2 protein-coding genes are annotated in these 1,987 nt (G+C 59.4%); both read right to left on the bottom strand.

The window, feature by feature from the left end:
• Positions 1–489, bottom strand: a 489-nt coding sequence (locus tag ACH2EH_RS06775) for a prepilin-type N-terminal cleavage/methylation domain-containing protein (RefSeq protein ID WP_395140159.1), incomplete at its 3' end; no start/stop codon positions are given.
• 33 nt (positions 490–522) lie between these two features.
• Positions 523–1,987 (bottom strand): hypothetical protein (locus tag ACH2EH_RS06770; RefSeq protein ID WP_395140157.1); only part of this gene is annotated, 1,465 nt, incomplete at its 5' end.

Below are 1,987 nucleotides of genomic sequence, written 5' to 3'. Positions count from 1 at the left end.
AAAGAGATTTGCGGGCGCTACGACTGCGGCTAGGCTGAGCCCTTGCGGCAAGAAGACATTACCATTCATGTGGTAGCCAACATTGGGCGCTGCTGTCTTCAGCGCACCATTGGGGATATTGGTGGGACAGACCCAGATTTGCTCGTTTTTGGTGTAGGGCAGAACGCGGTCTTTGTAGTTCCAACCAAAGGCGTTCACGATTCCGGAGTTGAGAAGCGGCATGCCATCTACCGGCTGGCCTCCTCGCGCAGCGTAGTCCACGCCGTTGTAGGACTGTGATGCAAACATCTCGTCATAGTCCTGGATATACATCATCATCGCCGTACCGATCTGCTTCTGGTTGGAGAGACAAACACTTTGGCGTGCTTTCTCTCGTGCCTGAGCAAAGACCGGGAAGAGAATGGCAGCAAGAATCGCGATAATCGCGATCACCACCAGAAGTTCGATAAGCGTAAACGCTCGCCGTCGAGAAAAAGAATTAGCAGACATTGCTTTACAGGCCTCCCTGACCCGTGCCTAATTCTAACGGAACTCGTTAAAATTGTCAAAGGCAATCTGGCGCTGCCACGTGCGCTCGATACGGGTTTCCGTTATACCCTCGTGGATCGTTAGTGGGACATCACTCTGGAGCTGGTAGCGCCGTCCCTCGCGGATGATTCGCACACGCCCCCCGAGCAGGGGCAATGTTCCGGTCACGCGCCGTAGCCCGCCGGTTTGGACGGCTAGCTCGAAGTGATTGGGGCCCAGATCGAAGCGTGGCTTGAGCCCGAGGAGCGCCTGGCTGAGCTGCCAGGTGGGGCAACCCGCCCACTGGTGGCAGTGGCTCCAGCGCGGATCAAACACCTCTAGCCACGTGCCGTCCTCAATAGTTAAAGCCCAGCCCCAGCAAGTCTTGTACTGCTCCAGCACAAACGCCAGCTCACCACGCTCGATCAGAGCGGGGAAGGCAAAGTGGGCGAAGTAGGGCGTGATCAGGCGCGGGTTCGCCGCCGACGGATCCGAGAGGCGTGGGGCGCTCGGGTCATTGGGGAAGCAGCACTTAATGTGAGACTTTAGCGCCGTGATGGCTGTTTTTTCGTCGCCACCTGTGAAGAAGCCCAGCTTGAGGCCAAGTGCTGTTCGCTGAAAGCCACGCTTCTCCCACGACGGCTCCCGCTCGAAGTAGCGCTGGATGCTTGTCTGTGACTCTATTACAAGCGCCTGGTAGCGGGCGGCTTTCTCGCGTAAGTTAAAGTGGCGGCACCAGCGCACCATGTCTCTGAGCGCCTGAAGGTAGTGCAGGTTCAGCCCCATGTCCGAGGGACCAGGGTTGGGTACATAGCCCCAGTCCACAAAGGCCCAGGCTAGGCTTGTACGGATACCCTCGGGCGTGCGCTGCGCCTCAAACGCTGCCAGATTGCGCTCCGCGGCGGCAAAAAGCTCGTCGAGTAGATCCTCATCGCCGGTTCGCTCAAAGTAGTGCCAGCAGGCCGAGACCCACTGCGCGGCATAGGTGGAGAGATAGATGTCCTTGCCCGGTGCCATCCCCGAGACCAGCCCATCAGCGCGTGCGCTCTGAGCGCATTGAACTAAGCCTCGCCGAAAGACCCGCAGGTCATCGAAGGCCACGCCCGCAATATCGAGCCCCACAGAGACCACATCCCCCGCCCACTGTCCGCGCTCCCGGGTCGGCGTGTCCACAATCGCATCCTCGGAGCAGGCCCGGAGTGTCTCCACTCCCACCTGCCAGATCTTATCCAGCAGCTTATCGCCTGTGAACAGCTCCCCGATCTGCTTGCCAAAGTACGTCCGCTCGATGGCTTCCTCGCGCAGAAAGCGCACTTTTTCGGGTGGTGCAAGGACATGCACTTCGAGATAGCGTCCCCCTTTTGGGTGGAGCGGGAAGAAATCCTGCTCGCCGCCACGGGCCACAAAGTGATCCAGAAAGCACGAGTCGCTCGCCGAGAGAGTCACCCACGGCGAGACGCGCCCGTGCGTCAGCGACTCG

The sequence above is a fragment of the Armatimonas sp. genome, assembly GCF_043760365.1.
In the GTDB taxonomy this organism is placed as follows: domain Bacteria; phylum Armatimonadota; class Armatimonadia; order Armatimonadales; family Armatimonadaceae; genus Armatimonas.
Note: the sequence above shows the minus strand (reverse complement) of the source record. Positions and strands in the feature narration are given on the sequence as shown.